Annotated in this window: 20 protein-coding genes; 16 read left to right on the top strand and 4 right to left on the bottom strand. The window is 46.5% G+C overall.

Going from position 1 to position 19,699, the window contains the following annotated elements:
- Window positions 1-49 precede the first annotated feature (49 nt).
- The 16 genes from GXP22_08700 (at window position 50) to GXP22_08625 (ending at window position 15,155) form a co-directional block, all read left to right on the top strand.
- Entirely contained in the window at window positions 50-865 is an 816-nt protein-coding gene (locus GXP22_08700; protein NOX09548.1) for a protein-glutamate O-methyltransferase CheR, read from the top strand.
- A gap of 7 nt (window positions 866-872) precedes the next feature.
- Window positions 873-1,523 carry a chemoreceptor glutamine deamidase CheD gene (gene cheD / locus GXP22_08695; protein ID NOX09547.1) on the top strand — a complete coding sequence of 217 codons (651 nt, stop codon included), beginning with the start codon at window positions 873-875 and terminating at the stop codon, window positions 1,521-1,523.
- Window positions 1,524-1,536: 13 nt separating this feature from the next.
- Window positions 1,537-2,607 (top strand): chemotaxis response regulator protein-glutamate methylesterase, encoded by a 1,071-nt coding sequence (locus GXP22_08690; GenBank protein ID NOX09546.1) that lies wholly within the window; start codon window positions 1,537-1,539, stop codon window positions 2,605-2,607.
- Between the two features lie 70 nt (window positions 2,608-2,677).
- Window positions 2,678-2,983, top strand: coding sequence for an STAS domain-containing protein (locus GXP22_08685; GenBank protein ID NOX09545.1), 306 nt, complete (start codon window positions 2,678-2,680; stop codon window positions 2,981-2,983).
- A gap of 11 nt (window positions 2,984-2,994) precedes the next feature.
- On the top strand, window positions 2,995-4,713 hold the full coding sequence (locus GXP22_08680; GenBank protein ID NOX09544.1) for a SpoIIE family protein phosphatase: 1,719 nt from the start codon (window positions 2,995-2,997) through the stop codon (window positions 4,711-4,713).
- Window positions 4,714-4,896: 183 nt separating this feature from the next.
- Window positions 4,897-6,153: a serine hydroxymethyltransferase gene (locus GXP22_08675; protein ID NOX09543.1), complete on the top strand. Its 1,257-nt coding sequence runs from the start codon at window positions 4,897-4,899 to the stop codon at window positions 6,151-6,153.
- A gap of 57 nt (window positions 6,154-6,210) precedes the next feature.
- The gene (nrdR, locus tag GXP22_08670; GenBank protein NOX09542.1) at window positions 6,211-6,726 is read left to right on the top strand and encodes a transcriptional regulator NrdR; all 516 of its coding nucleotides are present in this window, start codon (window positions 6,211-6,213) and stop codon (window positions 6,724-6,726) included.
- Between the two features lie 22 nt (window positions 6,727-6,748).
- The gene (ribD, locus tag GXP22_08665; GenBank protein NOX09541.1) at window positions 6,749-7,828 is read left to right on the top strand and encodes a bifunctional diaminohydroxyphosphoribosylaminopyrimidine deaminase/5-amino-6-(5-phosphoribosylamino)uracil reductase RibD; all 1,080 of its coding nucleotides are present in this window, start codon (window positions 6,749-6,751) and stop codon (window positions 7,826-7,828) included.
- A gap of 15 nt (window positions 7,829-7,843) precedes the next feature.
- On the top strand, window positions 7,844-8,500 hold the full coding sequence (locus GXP22_08660; protein ID NOX09540.1) for a riboflavin synthase: 657 nt from the start codon (window positions 7,844-7,846) through the stop codon (window positions 8,498-8,500).
- 209 nt (window positions 8,501-8,709) lie between these two features.
- The gene (ribB, locus tag GXP22_08655) at window positions 8,710-9,813 is read left to right on the top strand and encodes a 3,4-dihydroxy-2-butanone-4-phosphate synthase (protein NOX09539.1); all 1,104 of its coding nucleotides are present in this window, start codon (window positions 8,710-8,712) and stop codon (window positions 9,811-9,813) included.
- Between the two features lie 8 nt (window positions 9,814-9,821).
- Entirely contained in the window at window positions 9,822-9,968 is a 147-nt protein-coding gene (locus GXP22_08650) for a hypothetical protein (protein NOX09538.1), read from the top strand.
- Between the two features lie 21 nt (window positions 9,969-9,989).
- Window positions 9,990-10,460 carry a 6,7-dimethyl-8-ribityllumazine synthase gene (gene ribE / locus GXP22_08645; protein ID NOX09537.1) on the top strand — a complete coding sequence of 157 codons (471 nt, stop codon included), beginning with the start codon at window positions 9,990-9,992 and terminating at the stop codon, window positions 10,458-10,460.
- 5 nt (window positions 10,461-10,465) lie between these two features.
- A complete protein-coding gene (nusB, locus tag GXP22_08640) occupies window positions 10,466-10,894 on the top strand; it encodes a transcription antitermination factor NusB (GenBank protein ID NOX09536.1) in 429 nt (142 codons plus the stop codon).
- Complete coding sequence (thiL, locus tag GXP22_08635; GenBank protein ID NOX09535.1) at window positions 10,851-11,858, top strand: thiamine-phosphate kinase; 1,008 nt, start codon at window positions 10,851-10,853, stop codon at window positions 11,856-11,858. Before nusB ends, thiL begins: the two co-directional genes overlap by 44 nt.
- A 187-nt stretch (window positions 11,859-12,045) precedes the next feature.
- Window positions 12,046-12,513: a phosphatidylglycerophosphatase A gene (locus GXP22_08630; protein ID NOX09534.1), complete on the top strand. Its 468-nt coding sequence runs from the start codon at window positions 12,046-12,048 to the stop codon at window positions 12,511-12,513.
- A gap of 23 nt (window positions 12,514-12,536) precedes the next feature.
- A complete protein-coding gene (locus tag GXP22_08625; GenBank protein ID NOX09533.1) occupies window positions 12,537-15,155 on the top strand; it encodes a tetratricopeptide repeat protein in 2,619 nt (872 codons plus the stop codon).
- 39 nt (window positions 15,156-15,194) lie between these two features.
- Here GXP22_08625 and GXP22_08620 read toward each other — a convergent pair whose 3' ends face one another.
- The 4 genes from GXP22_08620 to GXP22_08605 all read right to left on the bottom strand — a co-directional run bounded on the left by GXP22_08620 (window position 15,195) and on the right by GXP22_08605 (window position 19,608).
- Window positions 15,195-15,992, bottom strand: coding sequence for a GTP cyclohydrolase I FolE2 (locus GXP22_08620; protein ID NOX09532.1), 798 nt, complete (start codon window positions 15,990-15,992; stop codon window positions 15,195-15,197).
- Between the two features lie 3 nt (window positions 15,993-15,995).
- Window positions 15,996-16,376, bottom strand: a complete 381-nt coding sequence (gene queD / locus GXP22_08615) for a 6-carboxytetrahydropterin synthase QueD (GenBank protein ID NOX09531.1) — start codon at window positions 16,374-16,376, stop codon at window positions 15,996-15,998.
- A gap of 23 nt (window positions 16,377-16,399) precedes the next feature.
- On the bottom strand, window positions 16,400-18,286 hold the full coding sequence (gene dxs / locus GXP22_08610; protein NOX09530.1) for a 1-deoxy-D-xylulose-5-phosphate synthase: 1,887 nt from the start codon (window positions 18,284-18,286) through the stop codon (window positions 16,400-16,402).
- Window positions 18,287-18,363: 77 nt separating this feature from the next.
- The gene (locus GXP22_08605; protein ID NOX09529.1) at window positions 18,364-19,608 is read right to left on the bottom strand and encodes a hypothetical protein; all 1,245 of its coding nucleotides are present in this window, start codon (window positions 19,606-19,608) and stop codon (window positions 18,364-18,366) included.
- Window positions 19,609-19,699 lie beyond the last annotated feature (91 nt).

The raw sequence follows: 19,699 nt of genomic DNA, 5'->3' as shown, positions 1-19,699 counted from the left end.
TACATGGTTGTTGGTCTTGTGTGATGATTAGGTTTGATGAGGTTGTGTAGTGAGCGGACGTGAAAAAGAATTTTATTTTGATGACAGGGACTTTAACCGTATCCGCAAACTGGTTAAGGACAATGCCGGAATTAATCTTAGTGATACAAAGAAGGATATGGTTTATGGACGTCTGGTCAGACGTCTGCGACAATTAAGAATTGCTACGTTTTCAGAATATTGTCAATATCTTGAACAACATAAAGATCAAGAATTTGAATCTTTTATTAATTCAATTACCACTAATCTGACGGCTTTTTTTCGTGAGGCGCATCACTTTGAATATCTTGCCAAGGTATTGAATGAATTTCAGGGTAGAGATATTCGTATCTGGTCAGCCGGTTGTTCAACGGGTGAAGAACCTTATTCTCTGGCGATGACCGTATTGGATACCCTGGGTGCTAATCATCGGGTGCATATTACCGCAACTGATCTGGATACAGCGGTGTTAACAACAGCTGCTAGCGGGGTTTATGCCGAGAGTAGAATTAATGGCATCTCTTCATCCCGTATGAAGAAGTATTTTATGCGCGGTAAAGGTGATCGCTCGGGTTTTGTTAAGGTAAAGCCGGAGTTGGGGCGAATGATCTCATTTCATCAATTAAACCTGATGGAAGAATGGCCCATGCGAGAGCACTTTGATATTATTTTTTGTCGCAATGTGGTGATTTATTTTGATAAAGAGACCCAAGCGGTATTGTTTGATCGTTATGCCAATCAGTTAAATGCAGATGCCTATTTGTTTATTGGTCATTCAGAATCGCTGAACCAGGTGACTGAACGTTTCCAGTTAATCGGTAATACGGTCTATAGAAGATTAAAGTGATAAGTTGATGTCAGTCATTTATTCAAATACCTCAAATGTAGAAATTGAACCCGCCTTGTCCGGTTTTGATGCTATCAAGCGTTATTGGGATCGGCATCAAAATGCTATCGTGGCACGTATCCTGCCCGGTGAGTTTTATGTCACAAAGCATGATGAGGCGGTGACGACAGTACTGGGCTCTTGTGTCTCTGCCTGTGTTCGTGATCGTATCTATAAGATTGGTGGCATGAATCATTTCATGTTGCCAGTGAGTCTGCGTAAGGAAGGTGATAGTTCACCCCGGGGGCCAAGTAATTCTGCCATTTATGGTAACTATGCGATGGAATCTCTAATTAATGCCATTTTGACCAATGGTGGGCGACGCGAAAATCTTGAGGTGAAACTGGTCGGCGGTGGTCGTGTCCTGACCGAGATGAATAATATTGGACGTTTGAATATTGCCTTTATCAGAGATTATGTAGAGACCGAACATCTAAAACTGTTGGCAGAGGATCTGGGGAGTACCTTTCCGCGTAAGGTGGCCTATTTCCCAGCAACGGGTCGGTTACGGGTCAAGAAGATGGCAGGAATGCATCATAAAGAGGTTGTTACACGTGAAGAGACATACAAACATACTATTGAGAAACAGGATGTTAAAACGGATATTGAATTATTTTAAGGTTAGAAACTAAATGACAGTACGTGTTTTAATTGTGGATGATTCAGCACTGGTGCGAGAGATGTTGAGTCGTATTCTGAATGAGGCAGAGGATATCGAGGTTGTCGGTACAGCCCCTGACCCTTTTATTGCCAGAGACAAGATTAAGCGCTTGAATCCGGATGTGTTGACCCTGGATGTTGAGATGCCAAAGATGGATGGTATTACCTTCCTCGGTAATTTGATGCGTCTGCGCCCGATGCCAGTAGTGATGATATCCAGTCTGACTGAGAAAGGGGCGAGTATTACCCTGCAGGCTATGGAATTGGGTGCGGTTGATTTTGTTCCCAAGCCCAAGCTGGATGTTTCCAGGGGGCTGGAAGATTATGCTGAGTTGATTATTGAAAAGGTCAGGGTGGCATCAAAGGCCAGGGTGCGTGCCCTGAGTAGCAGACCGAAGATACAAAAGGCACTGACGGCTGATGCCATATTGGGCAAGACAAACCTGGGTAAACATTACCGGACTACCGATCAGCTGATTGCTGTTGGTGCATCAACGGGTGGTACTGAAGCTATTCGCGAGTTTATGGAAGTGATGCCGCCAAATGCACCGGGTATTGTGATTACACAACATATCCCCGAAGCATTTAGTGCATCCTTTGCCGAGCGTGTGAATAACGCCTGTGCTATGACAGTACAAGAGGCCGTTAATGGTCAGCAGATCTTGCCGGGACATGCTTATATTGCACCGGGTAGTCATCATCTGATGGTGGTGCGTAACGGTGCGCGTTATGAATGTAAGCTAAGTGATGGCCCGCCAGTTAATCGGCATCGACCCAGTGTCGATGTCATGTTTCGCTCGATGGCTACGAATGTGGGTCCAAACGGGATTGCGGTGTTGTTGACCGGCATGGGTGAGGATGGTGCTGCGGGTATGGAAGAGATGAGGGAATCCGGTGCTTATACCTTTGCCCAGGATGAGCAAAGTAGTGTGGTATGGGGTATGCCGGGGGCAGCAGTAGCGCGAGGTTGTGTTGATGAAGAGGTGTCGCTGGATAAGATGGCTGTATCAGTACTAAAGACAGTTAATACAAGGGCGAATTAGGACGTGTGGGGGCAGACCTTAGGTCTGTCCCCTTCCGAGTAATATTATATTAATGGGTTGGAGATGCCTTATGGCAGTTAAATCAAGTATAAGTGATGATGGCAAGATGGTGCTTATTCAGGTGGATGGGAAATTTGATTTTTCATTGCATCGGGATTTTCGTGAGGCGTTTAATGAAACAGTAGGGGCTGGGGTTGTCTATATTGTTGATCTGAGAGCAACGGAATACCTGGATAGTTCAGCATTGGGTATGTTGTTGCTATTGAAGGAGCATGCGGGTGGTGGTGCGGGTAATGTAACGATCAAGAATTGTAATTCAGATGTGTTGAGCATACTTAAGACGGCTAATTTCGACAAGTTATTTGATATTAGCTGACCGGTTGAATAATGAAGAATAAGCCTGATAAGTTGCGTCCATGCCTCTTGATTGCAGATGATGATGCGGCTAGTCGCTTGATGCTAAAGGCTATTCTGGAGCAGGAAGGGTATCGTGTTGTTGCTGTTGAGGATGGAAAAGAGGCCGTTGAGGCTTATCAGCAGATACATCCGGATATGATCCTGTTAGATGTCATGATGCCGGTTATGGATGGGCATGAGGCGGCACGAAGAATCAAACGATTAATGGGCGACAGGTTTGAGCCCATATTATTTTTAACCGCTACTGATAAGGAAACATCTCTCGTTGCCTGTATTGATGCAGGGGGAGATGATTTTGTTACCAAGCCCTATAGTCGCGTTCTGCTGAAGGCAAAGATTGATTCCTTGTTGCGGATGCGAGCCTTGTATTCCACCGTGTTGACGCAACGTGATGAATTGGAATATCACCGGGTTTCTATGGCGCAGGAACATGATACTGCTTGTGCTATTTTTGATAATATTGTCGGGACAGCGGTCAGGGATTATGTTGGCGTTCAGGTCAAGTTAACCCCGAGTGCTCAATTTAGTGGCGATGTGGTGTTATCGGCACGTAGTCCAATCGGTGCGCTGTATCTTTTATTGGGCGATTTTACCGGGCATGGGCTGACAGCGGCAGTGGGTACAGTGCCGGTGGCTGAGATATTTCATTCCATGGTACAAAAGGGATTTTCCATGTCGAATATTCTTTCCGAGGTTAATCAGAAGCTGGCGGGGATGTTGCCTACAGGGTTGTTTTGTGCTGCGGGTGCTGTGGTGGTTGAACCGAGTGGTAATCAATTAATGATCTGGAATGGTGGTTTGCCTGATGCCTTTATCTACAACCAGAATAAGGGAGGCATAAGATACCGTATACCCTCATCACATTTGCCTTTATCGGTATTACCCAGTGATAGTATGAATAGCCACATGACGATGATTGATATAGAGCAGGGTGACAGGCTTTATCTCTATTCCGATGGTGTTATTGAGGCAAATAATACAGCAGGTGAGATGTTTGGTAGCGCTCGTTTGCTGGCATGTATGAATGACTCGGCTCAGGATTCCTGTTTTGATGGTATCAATGATGCGCTGAATCAGTTTTTAGGTGATGAGGTTGCTGATGATGATGTGACTCTGGTTGAGGTTGATCTGGATGTGCAGCGTGAGTTTAAGCAGGATGAAAATTATAAGGCACAGGCAAGCAAGCGAACTGCCAGTTGGCGGTTTTCTATCAATCTGGATGTCAATGTGATTCGTCAGACCGATATTACCCCGCTGGTTTTACAGGCAATATCAGAACTACAGGGTCTACAGGACTTCCGTGGTCAATTATCCATTATCCTGGGGGAGTTAATTAATAATTCGATTGATTATGGCGTGTTGGCGATGGATTCGGGTATGCGGGATACGGCAGATGGTTATATGCAATATTATACCTTGCGTGAAGAACGTATGAATGCCTTGGGTTTTGGTGCTATCCAGATCGATTGTGAGCATACCCCCGCCGACAGTGGTGATGGCGGGGAGCTACGAGTGCGTATTGAGGATAGTGGAGCGGGTTTTGATAGTATCTTGTTGTCGAAACATGCAGCCGATTCACCTGCTTTTCATGGTCGTGGTGTTTATTTAGTGCGTTCTTTAGTTAAATCCCTGGAATATCAATCAGGTGGCAAGGTCGTTGAGTTTGTCTATCAGTGGTCGAATGGCTAAAAATCAAGGGGTCAGAGCTCTTAAACAATTCAAGGGGTCAGAGCTCTTGAAAAGTTGATTAGAGTTGATTAGGGGGCAGACTTAAAGTCGACCCTTTTTTTCAAGAGCTCTGACCCCTTGAATTGATAGCAAAATGCGGTATCATTCCCTGCTTTATGAATGAGTCACAGGGGTGTACTGGATATGTTCGGCAACGATATGACTATTGCTGGTTTTGATGATGAATTATGGGCTGCTATTCAGGGTGAAGAGCAGCGTCAGGAAGATCATATAGAACTAATTGCTTCGGAGAATTATGCCAGTCCACGGGTAATGGAGGCACAGGGCTCGGTGCTGACCAATAAATATGCCGAGGGTTATCCATCCAAGCGCTACTATGGTGGCTGTGAATTCGTTGATATTGCAGAACAATTAGCAATTGATCGTGCCTGTGAGTTGTTTGGTGTGGAGTATGCTAATGTGCAGCCGCACTCGGGTTCACAGGCCAATGCGGCGGTGTATCTTGCTCTGTTGACCCCCGGTGATACCATTCTGGGTATGAGTCTGGCAGATGGTGGACACCTGACTCATGGTTCAAAGGTTAATTTTTCGGGTAAGATATTTAATGCCATTCAGTATGGTCTGGATAATGAGACTGGAGAGATTGATTATGCCCAGGTGGAAGCCCTGGCGAAGGAACATCAGCCAAAGCTGATTGTAGCCGGTTTTTCTGCCTACTCCCGTGTTGTTGACTGGCAGCGATTTCGTGATATTGCCGATAGTATCGGTGCTTACCTGTTTGTTGATATGGCGCATGTGGCTGGTCTGATTGCAACCGGTTTATATCCTAGCCCAGTACAGATTGCCGATGTGACCACCACTACCACGCATAAGACACTGCGTGGCCCGCGTGGTGGTTTGATTCTTGCGCGTCCCAATCCAGAGATTGAAAAGAAGTTGAATTCATTGGTGTTTCCGGGTACCCAGGGTGGCCCCTTGATGCATGTGATTGCTGCCAAGGCGGTTGCTTTTAAAGAGGCCCTACAACCGGATTTCAAAGATTATCAGCAGCGTGTATTGGATAATTCCCGCGCAATGGCTGCAGTGATTATGGAACGGGGTTATAACATTGTATCGGGTGGCAGTGATGACCATCTGTTCCTGGTTGATTTGATTGATAAGGGCATGACGGGTAAGACGGCTGATGCAGCACTGGGTGCCGCTAATATTACAGTGAACAAGAATGCCGTGCCGAATGATCCACAATCGCCTTTTGTTACCAGCGGTATTCGTATTGGTACTCCCGCTGTGACAACGCGTGGTTTTGATGAAAATGATGTGCGTGAACTGGCAGGCTGGATCTGTGACATCCTGGATGATCCTGAGAATCAGCAAGTAATTGCTGAGGTGAAACAAAAGGTTGGGGTTGTTTGTAAACGTCTGCCGGTTTATGAGAAATAACTTAGTCATTCCCGCTTGCGCGAGGATGACATGACCTGAACGTAATGGGATTTTAATATGTATTGTCCTTTTTGTTTGGCAGAAGATACCAAGGTGATTGACTCGCGTCTGGCTGGGGATGGGATGCAGGTGCGCCGTCGACGTGAATGCCTGAGTTGTGGTGAGCGCTTTACTACCTTTGAATTTGCTGAACTGGTGATGCCGCGGATTATTAAGGGTGATAGTGCGCGTGAACCTTATAATGAAGATAAGCTGCGTGCCGGTATGTTGCGCGCGCTGGAAAAAAGACCGGTTGCAACGGAGGCGATTGAGGCGGCGATACAACGGATTCAGAAAAAACTGCGTTCTTGTGGAGAGCATGAGATATCCTCACGCAATCTGGGTGAATGGGTGATGGATGAGTTGCGTGACCTGGATCAGGTGGCCTACGTGCGTTTTGCCTCGGTCTATCGAAGTTTTCAGGATGTGAATGCCTTTCGTGAAGAGATTGAACGACTGGAAAAAAGACCAACAACCCAGCAGAAAAAACAGCCGATTCCCCTGGTTCCGGAAACGGATTCAGGCAAAGGCTAGTGCAGTGACTGATTCACAGTATATGTTACGCGCATTGCAGTTGGCACGGCAGGGGCTTTATCGTTGCCGGCCTAATCCGCAGGTGGGTTGTGTGCTGGTGAAGGAGGGTGAAATTATTGCTGAGGGTTGGCATCAGCGTGCGGGTGAAGGACATGCTGAGGTCAATGCCTTGCAACAGGCGGGTGTTCGGGCAAGAGGTGCGACGGCCTATGTGACACTGGAACCCTGTTGTCATTATGGTCGTACGTCACCTTGTAGTGAGGCATTGATTAATGCGGGTGTTGTGCGTGTGGTGGTGGCAATGCAGGATCCTAATCCTGTGGTAGCCGGTAAAGGTATACAATCTTTGCGTGAGGCGGGGATTGAGGTGAGTGATGGTCTGTTGCAGGATGAAGCTGAGCAACTGAACGAAGGTTTTATTAAACGTATGCGCACAGGGCGACCCTTTGTGCGTGCCAAGCTGGCAATGAGTCTGGATGGACGCAGCGCAATGGCATCCGGTGAAAGCCAGTGGATTACGGGGGGTGCTGCACGGCAGGATGTGCAGCGGCTACGAGCGCGTAGTGGTGCTATTGTCACGGGTATAGGTACGGTGCTTGCGGATGATCCATCCCTGAATGTGCGTGCCGATGATCTATGTGAGCAGATTCCGAATCAGCCGCTACGGGTGGTGATGGATTCAAATCTGCGCATGCCAACAACGGCAAAGATGTTGAGCTTGCCCGGGGATACTTTGGTGGTATCGGCAGTGACAGATATAACGCGTAGTACGGCCTTGCAACAGGCGGGTGCGGAGATTAAAGACTGTGCCTCTACACAGAGTCACGTTGATCTTGAATCAATGCTTGCGTATTTGTCAACGCTGGAGGTCAATGAGGTCTTGTTGGAGGCGGGTGCGATATTGAATGGTGCGATGTTGCAACAGGGCCTGGTTGATGAACTGGTAATTTATATGGCACCACATATTATGGGTGCCAATGCGCGCGGTCTGTTCTTGATATCGGGGCTGGATCTGATGCAGGATCGTATTGCACTGGATATCAAGGATATTCGAGCCGTTGGTGAGGACTGGCGGATCACGGTGCGGCCGCGCTTTAATTAGTGGTAAAGTAGCTATATGTTTACAGGTATTATTGAATCATTAGGCAAGGTGCTTGCTTGCGAACCTCGTGACGGTGATATGCGTTTGCGTATCCACACGGGTAAACTGGACATGGCTGATGTCATACTCGGTGATAGTATTGCTGTTAATGGCGTATGCCTGACGGTAGTTGAGTTACCGGGCGATGGTTTCTGGGCAGATGTATCGGGTGAGACCTTGGCGCATACGATATTGGTTGATATCGTAGCGGGTGCGGAGGTCAATCTGGAGAAGGCACTGACTCCAACGACACGTCTAGGTGGTCATCTAGTGAGTGGGCATGTGGATGGGGTTGGCTCGGTGATTGAACGACACAGTGATGCGCGTTCTGAACAGTTCAGGATCAAGGTGCCAGATTCATTAGCAAGATATATTGCTAAAAAAGGTTCGGTTTGTGTGGATGGTGTGAGTTTGACGGTCAATGCGGTTGATGGTGCTGTGTTTAGCCTGAATATTGTGCCGCATACCCTGCAGGAGACAACGATTGGTAGTTGGCAGGTAGGTCGCAAGGTGAATATTGAGGTGGATGTGATTGCGCGTTATTTGGAACGTTTGGTAATGGGTGATGAAGCGGCTGTTGCGAGTAGTGGTGGTGTGACGGAAGGCTTGTTAAAGGAACATGGGTTTATATGATTGAATAGAGGTTTTTCTGGTAAGGTCGAGACAAGAATTGCTCCTCTTTAGCAGAGACACGCCGTAAATATGTCCATGCGGCTGACGGTCTCTGCTAAAGAGGAACAATTCTTCTCTCTTGAGTTAACAGGACGCGAGTGATGGTGGGAACAATCCCTGTCTCTGGTTATGAGTAGGGTGGTAGTGATAATTAATCAGGATTTAGGTGTATGTCGTTAAATAGTGTAGAAGAGATTATTGAAGACTTGCGTAATGGCAAGATGGTTATCCTGATGGATGATGAGGATCGGGAGAATGAGGGCGATCTCATTATGGCTGCCTCGGAGGTGCGTCCGGAAGATATTAATTTCATGGCTAGTCATGGTCGTGGTTTAATCTGTCTGACCCTGACCAGGGAGCGTTGTAAACAACTGAAGTTGCCTTTGATGGTGAATGATAATGAGGCACAGTTCTCGACTAATTTCACGGTCTCGATTGAGGCGGCTGAGGGTGTTACCACGGGTATCTCGGCCTATGATCGGGCGCATACGGTACGCACAGCAGTGACTCCCTCAGCCAGTCCAAAGGATATCGTGCAGCCGGGTCATATCTTTCCTTTGATGGCGCAATCGGGTGGTGTGTTGGCGCGTGCTGGACATACGGAAGCGGGTTGTGATCTGGCGCGTCTGGCGGGGTTGGAACCGGCAGCGGTTATTGTTGAGATCCTGAACGAGGATGGCAGTATGGCTCGGCGTCCGGATCTTGAGATCTATGCTAAGAAGCATAATCTGAAGATGGGTACCATTGCTGATCTTATTCACTATCGTATCGAGAATGAAAAGAGTGTGGAACGTATTGCAGAATCCGAGGTGATGACGGAGTTTGGTGAGTTCCATCTGGTTGCCTTTGAGGATAGCTTTGATCACGACCTGCATTTTGCCTTTGTGCGTGGTGAAATTGATCCTGAAGACACGACGCTGGTGCGTGTACACATGAAAAATGTGCTGGGTGACCTGATTAATACCCCGATGGAAGGAATGAGTGTGCCCTTGCGTTCTGCCTTGAAGTGTATTGCTGATGAAGGTAAGGGGATTGTAGTTGTGTTGCGTCGACCGGAGTCTAATCGTGATATTGTTGATCGTCTCAAGAACTACTCGGAACACTATAAGGAAGAGATGCATCGAGAGGAAGGCGGCGATCTGCGTACTTATGGTATTGGCGCACAGATTCTGACGGATCTTGGGGTCAGGCGTATGCGGGTGTTGGGTTCGGCGCGTAAGATTCATGCGATTAAGGGGTTTGATCTTGAGGTGGTGGAGTATGTTCATTGTTAGAGTGAGACATGGATTGGTGGCTTTTATCAAAGACACGCTGTGAATACATCCCTGTAAGCTCGACAGCCGCGTCCATGCGGCTGACGGTCTTTGATAAAAGCCACCAACCCATGTCCTTTATGATTGGTGGGATGGCATATAATGTTAGTGAGTGAGTTGAGAGAGTTAATAGTATTATGAGTAAAATTATTGAAGGTGGTCTGGTGGTTCGTGGTGCACGTTTTGCTTTGTTGGTGGCGCGTTTTAACAGCTTTGTGGTGGATAGTCTGCTGGAGGGTGCGAAGGATACACTGTTACGGCATGGTGCTGAGGACAAGAATCTGCATGTCATCAAGGTGCCGGGTGCCTTTGAGATGCCACTAGTGGCGCAGCGTCTGGCTAAGAGTGGTGAGTATGATGCTATTATCGCTTTAGGTGCTGTTATTCGTGGTGGCACGCCTCATTTTGAATATGTTGCGGGTGAATGCACCAAGGGGTTGGCGACGGTCGGTATGCAGCATGATATCCCGGTCTCCTTTGGCGTGCTGACGGTAGATAGCATCGAACAGGCGATTGAACGTGCGGGTACCAAGGCCGGCAATAAAGGTGATGAAGCGGCTTTGTCTGCGATTGAGATGGTTAATTTATTAAACCAGTTGGGTCAATAAAACAGATGATCACAGCTCCGATCTCATTACATGCGCGATCAAGAGCCAGACGGCTTGCGTTACAGGCCTTGTATCAATGGCAATTAACAGCTCTGGATAATGATGAGCTGGTCAGACAATTTCAGGATGCAGAAGGTTTTGACAGGGTTGATCAGGAGTATTTTTATGAACTGCTGAGCCAAACCGTTAATCATATTGAGCCGATTGATGAAGCCTTGGCACCTTGCTTGAGCCGTGTCATTGAGCTGGTCGATCCGGTTGAAAGGGCTATCTTGCGAATGGCAACTTACGAATTGTTGTACCGGCAGGACATTCCGTTCAAGGTGGTTCTGAATGAGGCGGTTACCTTAACTAAGAAGTTTGGTGCGGAAAAGGCGCATGCCTTTGTTAATGGGGTGCTGGATAAGCTTGCACACAAGGTTCGTGCTGACTGAATTTTCGATCATTGAGCAATACTTCAAGGGTGCTACTGGTAAGCGCGATGATGTACGCGTGGGCATTGGTGATGATGGTGCGGTGATGCGAGTTCCTGCCGGCATGGAGCTGGTGGTGGTAATGGATACGCTGGTCTCTGGTATTCATTTCTTTGAGGATTGTAACCCTGCTGATATCGCCTACAAGTCACTGGCGGTTAATCTTAGTGATCTTGCTGCGATGGGTGCACAGCCTGCTTGGGCAACTTTATCTTTAACTCGTCCCACTCTGGATGATATCTGGTTACAATCATTTGTTCATGGGTTTTCATCGCTGGCTAATGAATATAATATTCAGTTAATCGGTGGTGATCTTAGTCGCGGACCGTTGTCGGTCACTGTGCAGATGCATGGTTTTGTGCCGCAAGGTCAGGCTCTGTTGCGTAGTGGTGCAGCGGTGGGGGATGCTGTTTTTGTCACCGGGAGTCTGGGCGATGCAGGGTTAGCTCTGCGACTGATGAAAAATGATAGGTTGGATAAAAAAAACGGGCATCATGTTTATTTGCAACACCGTCTGCAACGGCCAACCGCACAGGTTGATGCCGGAATGGCTCTGCGTCAGATAGCCAGTTCAATGATTGATATATCGGATGGTTTGGTGGCAGACCTTGGGCATGTATTGAGAGCCAGTGCTGTGGGTGCAAGGGTGGATGTTGATTTGCTCCCTGTCTCTATGTCCTATGAAGCTGTTGTGAGTGAATTGTCGGGTACGATAGATCAATATCAGTTGGCATTGAGTGCCGGTGATGATTATGAGCTTTGCTTTACCGTGGCTGAGGATAGGATTGAAGCCCTGGTGCAGTTTTTTTCCGGGGCAGGACTGAGTTATCATCGAATTGGTGTAGTTGAGGAGGGTGATGATCTGCGGTTGTTGTTGCAGGGTAATGATTATGTACTGGAGCATCAAGGATTTCGGCATTTTTAGCTTACAGGATCGTTGGTGCGCAATGCGCACCCTACCCTTGTCATCCTCGCGTATGCGGGGATCCAGACTTGATTGGTGGGGGTAGGGTGCGTACTACGCACCAGGATTTTGATGGGTTCCCGCCTGCGCAGGAATGGTAAGGTTGAGGAAATGCAAATGAGTGAAAATACTTGTGACTAATCAATCTCTGGGATTTGTTGCCTTATTAAAGAATCCAGTGCATCTATTCGCTTTTGGTTTGGGTAGTGGTCTGGCACCTTATGCGCCGGGGACGGCGGGAACGGTAGCTGCGGTGCTGATCTATGCCTTGTTGCCTGAGTTTTCTTTAGAGATCAATCTACTGATTATTTTCGCCAGCTTTTTATTAGGTGTCTATTTATGCGGTAAAACGGCGGTGGATCTTGGTGTGCATGATCATTCGGGTATTGTCTGGGATGAATGGGTGGGTTACTTTATTACGGTAATATGGTTTCCCAAGCAGTGGCCGTGGCTAGTAGCGGGTTTTATATTGTTCCGTTTCTTTGATATTGTTAAACCTTGGCCTATTAGCTGGCTGGATCGCCAGGTTGATGGTGGTTTGGGTATTATGTTGGATGATGTGCTGGCGGGCATATTTGCCGCGCTCGTGTTGCTTTTTATTTCACCCTACTTATAGATATAACAAGACGGGAGTTTGTGTTGAGTATAAAAAATGAATATCGAATTATATCTGTTCGTCGATCAGGGCAACATGCCGTTATAAATTGGCTTTGCCGACAATTGAATGGAAACACCCGGTTTTTTAATGATGTCGATCCTGGGGTGCGATTAGTGGATTTGCTTCAGCGTGAGTCCTCTTTTGACAAGTGCTTTCTGGATGGGGTTGAGTTGGATAGTCAAGTGGGTGACGATAGAATTGATAATCTTGTCTATAACCATGAGGATGTATTGCTGGATGAGATCGGTGATATAGACGGTGCGTTTTTATCGGGGTGTTGTAACGAATCATTTTCAGGTACAACGATTATTGTTGTGCGCGATTTTGCTAATGTTTTTGCCAGTCGCTACTTCTTTGAAATGCAAATGCCGGGTAATGCGAAAAGATGGAAATGGGATGATGTTGATCTATGGATGAACCATGCATCGATGATGAGTAAGTTACAGCAGAAATCCGGTTCTGTTGTAGTGATTAATATGCAGAACTGGACATATAATACAGATTATAGAAAGAAGATTGCTGACCAATTAAGTATTAATTTTACTGATGCGGGATACAATGAAGTAGGACATATAGGCAGTACATTTGATGGCGATGCGCAATCCATGAGGCTTGATGAGCGATGGAAAAAGGTCATTGAAATGCCGGGTTATAGAAGTCTGTTCGATAATGTTGGTGCTGTTAAGCTTAATGATTCAATATTTGGAGTCACGCCCGCTGTTCAATATATTGGCGAGGTGTCTTGTTCGAATAAGGTGGTATGCAAGGAAGACCTGGGTTTATTGTTACAGAATAAAAGATTTCAGGAGGCGCGTAATATCGGTGTGCAACTGATTCATGAAACTCCTGGTGATGGTGAAGTTTGGTTTATGTTGGCTGCAATCAATGCCAGTATGGAGCTTTTTGATGATACGATAGCCTGTTGTAAACGTGTGTTAGAGATATATCCTGCTCATTTCCAGTCAATGTATAATCTTGCGATTGCCCTTCAATACGTGAATGGATATAGTGAGGCGTTGTTTTACTGGGAGAAGTTACGGGAAATAACGCCGCAGGACCCCAATGTTCTGGCAAGTATTACTTTGTGTCTCAATAAGGTTGATCGTTTTGATGAGGCGATTGCTTTGTGTGCTGATGCACTGAAGATCTATCCTCAACACTATCATTTAAACAATAATCTTGGCCTTGCTTTTTTTTCGATAAAATCTTTTTCTTCCGCGATTAAATGTTTTAATCAAGCGGTGTCATCCGGACAGGATAATGGTCAGGCATTATCTAATATAGGATTGTGTCATATTGAGGAAGAGGATTATGAAAGCGCATCCGCTTGTTTTAAATCTGCTCTGAAAAAAAATGCTGATCTACTGGATTCGCGGCTTGGTTTGATCCGTTCTTTTAAGTTTTCTGGTGATTACACAACGGCTAAGAAATACGCGCTTGAATTATTGCATGATAAACCTGATCTGGCTGAAGTGCATGAGGAGCTAGGCATTATACTTGTTGAGATGGACGATCTATTCGGTGCGATTCATTCCTTTCAGAAGGCATTATCACTTGCGCCGGGAAATGTACAATATCTTTCTCATTTGGGAAACACCTTGTTTTTTTCAGGGCAGCATGATCAATCCAGAGAGTGTTATGAGCAAGCCATTTGCTTGTCACCTGAATATGCGCAAGCACATTGGCATTATTCCTGGGTGTTATTGTTGAACGGTGAGTATGAAAAGGGCTGGTGTGAATATGAATGGCGATTTGAGGCGGGTGTTGCACATAGATATCAGCTTACTCAGCCAGAATGGAATGGCGAGGTTATGGAAGGCGGACGTATTTTGCTTTACTGTGAGCAAGGGTTTGGTGATGCTATTCAATTTGTGCGTTATGCTCGACTGGTTAAGGAGAAAGGCTTTTATATTATAATTGAGTGCAGAAAAGAACTGCTTCGCATTTTCGAGAACTGTTCATTTATTGATGAGGTATTGATTGAGGGTGGTGCTCCGCCCTGTTTTGATGTGCATTACCCATTGCTTAGCTTGCCTGCTCTGTTGAAACTTAATGCGCCAGCACAATTGACTTCATCACCCTATATCAGTTGTATCAATTCTCCCTGTATTTTGCCAAAAGTGAAAAATAAAGAGGTTAATTTGCGTATAGGGATAACCTGGCAAGGAAACCCGGGCTTTAAATGGAATCACTGGCGTTCTTGTTCATTGGATATGTTTAAACCCATTATTGAGAATGACCTGGTTCAAACCTACAGTTTGCAGAAAGGGGTGGCAGTAGAACAGTTGCCCGATCATGATTGGGTAGATCAACTCATTGATCTTGGATCAGGTTTTAATGATTTTGCGGATACTGCTGCGGCAATGCAGGCACTTGATATTATTATAACTACGGATACAAGTGTTGCTCATTTAGCGGGTGCATTAGGGTGTGAAACCTGGATCTTACTTTCCACAGTACCGGACTGGCGTTGGTTGAAGACGGGTGAATCTTCTATATGGTACCCTAATGTTCGTTTATTCAGGCAGACGAATGAGGGTGATTGGGATTCTGTGATGCAGGCTGTTTATACGGCTATTCAGGAAAGAATCTATCGCTAACCCAGCCCGCCTATAATCCGATAATCCCTTGTTTACTGACTAGTTCTTGTTACCAATCACCATGGCATAGGCGGAGTGATTATGAATGGATTCAAAATTCTCTGATTCCACTACGTAGGATTTAATGCGTGGGTCGGCATTGAGTCGGGCTGCGACATCACGCACCATATCTTCAACAAACTTGGGGTTGTTATAGGCCCGCTCGGTGACATGTTTTTCATCCGGGCGTTTTAACAGGCCATAGAGTTCGCAGGATGCCTCTTTTTCAACCAGGTCAATGATCTCTTCGATCCAGATGAAATCATTGGTGCGTACATTGACAGTAACGTGAGAGCGTTGGTTGTGTGCGCCGTAAGCAGAGATCTTTTTAGAGCATGGGCACAGGCTGGTAACGGGTACAACTACCTTGATATTGGTATCAATGCCTTGTTTGCCTAGTTCGCCAATTAGAGTGACATCATAATCCATCAGGCTTTGTACACCGGATACTGGTGCCTTTTTATTGATGAAATAGGGGAACTGCATCTCAATGTGCCCGGCCTCGGCCTCCAATACTTCGGTCATCTCCTGTAACATGTCCTTGAAGGATTCCACCGAGATCTCTTTATCGTTGTGATTCAGAATTTCAACGAAGCGGGACATGTGAGTGCCCTTGAAATTATGTGGCAGGTTTACATACATATTGAAATTGGCAATGGTATGTTGAGTACCATCGGAACGATCCCGAACTCCGACAGGATGGCGGATATCCTTGATGCCAACCTTGTCGATAGGGATACATCGGGTATCTTCACTGCTTTGTACGTCAGCAATGGTGTCGTTCTGTGACTTGCTCATTTATTATTCCTCGGTGTAACGAACGCAGGATCGGTCAGTTTCCCAGATAGCGATTGCACTGACCCGGATTCTGGAGTCGTTAACAAGTTGGGATAGTTCCCTATAGATATAGGTCGCCAGATTTTCTGCGGTTGGATTGATTGTTGTAAAGGGTTCCAGGGCATTGATATCCTGATGGTCAAGGCGCTGAATAATTCTGTTGGCGGCCTCTTTGACATCCTTGAAGTCCATTGCCATGCCGATTTTATTTAATGCATTGGCCTGCACCTCAATTTCGACTTTCCAGTTGTGACCATGGACACGCGCACAATCACCGACATAATCACGGAGATGATGTGCGGCGGAGAATTCAGTTAATACCTTAACGGTATATGTGGGTGACATGCGATATACCTGATGCTATGTGCTTAAGTGTCTGGATTTAGTCTGGAAAGACGTTCTTCAATACTACGTATAATACCATTAGTGTCTAGTCCACACTCAATTAATTGCTGTTCCCTGCTCGCGTGTTCAACGAAGATGTCGGGTAAACCGAGGTTTAAAACGGGTATGTTTAGCTGTTTTTTCGCTAGCAACTCGTTGACAGCACTACCTGCCCCTCCAGCGATAACATTATCCTCTAGTGTGACCAGTATTTCATACTCAGTTGCTATGGAAATTAGCAAAGTCTCATCCAGTGGTTTGATAAAACGCATATTGACCACAGTCAAATCCAGCTTATCGGCAGCATCCAGAGCGTTATTAAGTAAACTACCAAAGCTTAGAATAGCGATCTTGCTGTTGCCCTGACGGGTAATAATAGCCTTGCCGATATCGATGTCCTGTAGCTCATCAATAATCTCTGTGCCGGGCCCTTGACCACGAGGGTAACGTACCGCAGCCGGGCCATCCCAGTGATGGGCTGTGGTCAACATCTGGCGACATTCATTCTCATTGGCTGGTGCCATGATTAACAGGTTGGGCACGCAGCGTAGGAAACTAAGATCAAAACTACCGGCATGGGTAGGGCCATCGGCACCGACCAGACCCCCTCGATCAATGGCTAATGTAACAGGCAGGTTGGGCAGGGCAATATCGTGGATGAGCTGATCATAGGCACGCTGCAAAAAGGTTGAGTAGATGGCAACGACTGGACGCATCCCCTCACAGGCCATGCCGGCAGCCATGGTTAGACAATGTTGTTCAGCGATACCCACGTCAAAGTAGCGTTCAGGAAATTGTTCAGAGAAGTTAACCAGGCCCGACCCCTCTCGCATCGCCGGGGTGATGGCTATGAGGTTTTCGTCCTGTTGCCCCTGATCACAGATCCAGTCACTGAAGACCTGGGTATAAGTCAGGCTGGAACAGGGGGCCTGTTTATTTTTGCCGGTTGCCTGGTTGAATGATGCAACCCCGTGAAAGCGGCAGGGATCCTGCTCGGCATGGTGATAGCCCTTACCCTTGCGCGTGATGATATGCAGGAGTTGAGGGCCATTGAGTGAACGTAGGTTACGCAGGGTATTGACCAGGGTATCTATATCATGACCATCAATCGGGCCGATATAGTTAAAACCCATTTCTTCAAACAGGGTGCCAGGGCCGGGTATGACCATGCCCTTCATGTGTTCTTCGGCGCGCCGAGCCAGTTCATGCACCGTAGGGATCGTCTTGAGTACGTTCTTACTGCTTTGACGCATGGCGGTATAGGTCCGGCTGGACAAAATTCTGGCCAGATAATTGGACATGGCACCGACATTGGGTGAGATCGACATATCATTATCATTGAGGATAACCAGTAAATTTCTGTGTAGATCACCGGCATGATTGAGTGCCTCAAAGGCCTGTCCTGCTGTCATAGCACCATCACCAATAATGGCAATCGCTTTATTATTACGATGTTGTTGGGCGGTAGCAATCGCCATCCCCAGGGCGGCACTAATCGATGTACTGGAGTGCCCAACGGTAAAGGCATCGTAGGGGCTTTCTTCTCTCTTCGGGAAACCGGCAAGCCCACCCGCTTGACGTAGGGTATGCATTTGTTGGCGTCGCCCGGTCAGGATCTTGTGCGGATAGCTTTGGTGACCAACATCCCATATCAGTTTATCGGCCGGGGTATTAAAGACATAGTGCAAGGCAATGGTTAACTCAATGGTACCCAGGCCAGAGGCAAGATGACCGCCAGTATCACTAATGCAATCAATAAGATAGGCGCGCAACTCTGTTGCAAGAAGCCTTAGTTCAGGCACAGCTAACTTGCGTAGGTCTGCCGGCAGGTTGATCTTTTCCAGCAGTGAGTAAGGTGTATCTGTTGTCATTGCGAAGTCATCATGGATAAGGGGGGAATTATCCCCTTCGCAAGGACTTGTTGCAAGAAAATGTTAAATCTTCTTTCTTATGTTTTTTTAATTCGGGCCACCCCGATAAGACCGAATAACCCGGATATAAACAACCAGATGGCTGCGGGTATGGGGACAACACTGGATGGGCCAAAGACCTGACCCCATTGGCTGACATCATCAAATGTAAGCCCTGTGAAGTTTGTTGTCAGGTTAAAGTCATCAACTTGTCCACCACCCAGAAGTACGGCATCGATGCGTTGTTCTTTGGCGTATTTGCTTTGTGCTGAAAAAAGGATGTTTCCACCCCAACCAGCTTCCTGAATAACAAAGGTATGTATGTTATCGATATGAGCATCCGTGTGTGTAATATCAGGTTTACTGCCTCCAAAAATGGTGTAATCGAAGTTTTCAAGACCTGCAAAATCCAGTCTGATATACGGGTTTAGTGATCCCCCTGGTTTGATTGATATTCGATAATCCCATTGACCGAGGGGGTTGCTGGCCTGGTCGCCATGATGCGCCTTAGTATCACGTCCATTATCTGTATTCCAGCTTGTTGCCAAATCGCCGGACACTATTTGATTAAACTCGCTACCCCATAACCAGGTAAGCCCCGCAATTTCATCATCATCAATTATTGACTGGGATGGCATGGTGTAATCAGTGCCGGTATAAAGATTTTCATGCATAACATTATCCTGGAGGCCCTTGGCATCACGTTGAGGAATGTTATTGCCATCGAGAGAATGATCGATAAATTCCTCAGTGTAGGTGAACGGGACATACAAATCGTCGAGCCCAAGTGCATGCCCAAGTTCATGTGTTAAGATCCACTGAAAATTATCAGCATTCCATGCTACATTTGCATCGGGCTGCCCACCAAAAACCATGTTAGTAAAACCTGGATTACTTGTTGCACCATAACCAGTGGTTTCTGCACCTGTTTGGGAGTTGTTAAAATTGAGTCGAATCAGACCTGTATTTGCGGCACCTGAGGTATTGCCAAAGCTTATGTTTGCCCAGGATGCCCACATATTTGTTGCATTCATAAGTCCATTATTGACGATTGCAGTGGTGAGTCCTGTAGGCAGTGAACTGGATGATACGCCAATGTCACCAAAATTATAAATGGATGCAGGGCTACCACCGATTGATTGTGCCGGATACATAATACCCTGAAGATCATAATCAACCGCAAAGTCAGCACGACCATTACCGTATTTATAAAAACCGTATGCGAATGTAAATGATGACCAAAAAGTGAATGTTAGTGATACAAGAACAATAAAGCCCCTCATTTCTATCTCCTCAATATTTTTTATGCTTACACGTTATTGCAACGTGCGATTTATAGCGTTTAAGTGTAGATCTTTTTTTCAAAAAGTCCAG

Source organism: Gammaproteobacteria bacterium, from assembly GCA_013151035.1.
In the GTDB taxonomy this organism is placed as follows: Bacteria; Pseudomonadota; Gammaproteobacteria; order JAADJB01; family JAADJB01; genus JAADJB01.
Note: the sequence above shows the minus strand (reverse complement) of the source record. Positions and strands in the feature narration are given on the sequence as shown.

What these genes read in the sequence shown, in the direction of transcription:
- ribD (NOX09541.1), top strand. Translation starts at nt 6,749, where the DNA reads ATGTTACGCGCATTGCAGTTGGCACGGCAGGGGCTTTATCGTTGCCGG.
- nrdR (NOX09542.1), top strand. Translation starts at nt 6,211, where the DNA reads ATGTATTGTCCTTTTTGTTTGGCAGAAGATACCAAGGTGATTGACTCG.
- queD (NOX09531.1), bottom strand. Translation starts at nt 16,376, where the DNA reads ATGTCACCCACATATACCGTTAAGGTATTAACTGAATTCTCCGCCGCA.
- nusB (NOX09536.1), top strand. Translation starts at nt 10,466, where the DNA reads ATGATCACAGCTCCGATCTCATTACATGCGCGATCAAGAGCCAGACGG.
- cheD (NOX09547.1), top strand. Translation starts at nt 873, where the DNA reads ATGTCAGTCATTTATTCAAATACCTCAAATGTAGAAATTGAACCCGCC.
- ribB (NOX09539.1), top strand. Translation starts at nt 8,710, where the DNA reads ATGTCGTTAAATAGTGTAGAAGAGATTATTGAAGACTTGCGTAATGGC.
- GXP22_08685 (NOX09545.1), top strand. Translation starts at nt 2,678, where the DNA reads ATGGCAGTTAAATCAAGTATAAGTGATGATGGCAAGATGGTGCTTATT.
- GXP22_08690 (NOX09546.1), top strand. Translation starts at nt 1,537, where the DNA reads ATGACAGTACGTGTTTTAATTGTGGATGATTCAGCACTGGTGCGAGAG.
- GXP22_08675 (NOX09543.1), top strand. Translation starts at nt 4,897, where the DNA reads ATGTTCGGCAACGATATGACTATTGCTGGTTTTGATGATGAATTATGG.
- ribE (NOX09537.1), top strand. Translation starts at nt 9,990, where the DNA reads ATGAGTAAAATTATTGAAGGTGGTCTGGTGGTTCGTGGTGCACGTTTT.
- dxs (NOX09530.1), bottom strand. Translation starts at nt 18,286, where the DNA reads ATGACAACAGATACACCTTACTCACTGCTGGAAAAGATCAACCTGCCG.
- GXP22_08680 (NOX09544.1), top strand. Translation starts at nt 2,995, where the DNA reads ATGAAGAATAAGCCTGATAAGTTGCGTCCATGCCTCTTGATTGCAGAT.
- GXP22_08650 (NOX09538.1), top strand. Translation starts at nt 9,822, where the DNA reads ATGGATTGGTGGCTTTTATCAAAGACACGCTGTGAATACATCCCTGTA.
- thiL (NOX09535.1), top strand. Translation starts at nt 10,851, where the DNA reads ATGGGGTGCTGGATAAGCTTGCACACAAGGTTCGTGCTGACTGAATTT.
- GXP22_08660 (NOX09540.1), top strand. Translation starts at nt 7,844, where the DNA reads ATGTTTACAGGTATTATTGAATCATTAGGCAAGGTGCTTGCTTGCGAA.
- GXP22_08620 (NOX09532.1), bottom strand. Translation starts at nt 15,992, where the DNA reads ATGAGCAAGTCACAGAACGACACCATTGCTGACGTACAAAGCAGTGAA.
- GXP22_08605 (NOX09529.1), bottom strand. Translation starts at nt 19,608, where the DNA reads ATGAGGGGCTTTATTGTTCTTGTATCACTAACATTCACTTTTTGGTCA.